This window comes from Nonomuraea ceibae (assembly GCF_019396325.1).
In the GTDB taxonomy this organism is placed as follows: domain Bacteria; phylum Actinomycetota; class Actinomycetes; order Streptosporangiales; family Streptosporangiaceae; genus Nonomuraea; species Nonomuraea ceibae.
The window spans coordinates 1-861 of record NZ_JAHKRO010000248.1 but is presented as its reverse complement, the minus strand read 5'-3'; the positions used below and the strand labels follow the sequence as shown (position 1 = coordinate 861).

The window sequence follows — 861 nt, the reverse complement described above, 5'->3', positions numbered from 1 at the left end:
GGTGAAGTCAAGGGGTCATCGCAACACGGATTGATCAACTGGCTAGCGCCAGAAGCTTGGTGAGACGCTCGGCTGGGGTTTCCCAGCCGAGCGTTTTGCGTGGCCGGCCGTTCAACCGGGCAGCGACGGCGGCGAGATGGTCGCTGGTGTGGGCGGACAGGTCTGTTCCCTTGGGGAAGTATTGGCGGAGCAGGCCGTTGGTGTTCTCGTTGCTGCCGCGCTGCCAGGGCGAGTGCGGGTCGCAGAAGTAGACCGGCAGGTCGGCGGCGATGGAGAATTGGTGGTGCAGGCTCATCTCGCTGCCTTGGTCCCAGGTCAGCGACCGCTTCAGTTCGGCTGGCAGGGTGGCCATCGTGGCGGCCAGGGCGTCTCGGACGGTCTCGGCGGTGCGGTCGTGCGGCAGGTGGACAAGCAGCACGTAGCGGGTACTGCGCTCGACCAGCGTCCCAATCTGGGACTTCTGGTCCTTACCGATGATCAGGTCGCCTTCCCAATGGCCGGGTACGGCTCGATCCTCGGCCTCGGCGGGACGGTCGCTGATCATCACCATCGGCGCGACGAACCGAGGCTGGCGCTGGTCGGGATGGCGATGCGGTTTGCGGACGGTGCGGCCGGTGCGCAGCGCCCGGGTGAGTTCGCGGCGCAGTTCCCCGCGCCCTTGAACGTAGAGCGCCTGATAGATCGTCTCGTGCGACACCCGCATCTCCGGCCGGTCGGGAAACCGGAGGCGCAGGGTGTGCGCGATCTGCTCGGGGCTCCATTCCAGCTCCAGCCAGGATTGGACGGCCTGGCGCAGCTCCGGGTTGGCTCCTATCTTCCCCATTTTCGGTCGTGGGCGCCGGGCGTCGGCGCGTGCCTGGG

At 67.2% G+C, this 861-nt stretch carries 1 protein-coding gene; it reads right to left on the bottom strand.

Annotated features, from left to right (window positions below; genetic code table 11):
• Positions 1 to 34: 34 nt before the first annotated feature.
• On the bottom strand, positions 35 to 861 hold an 827-nt coding region (locus tag KME80_RS49785; protein ID WP_219520107.1), incomplete at its 5' end, for an IS30 family transposase.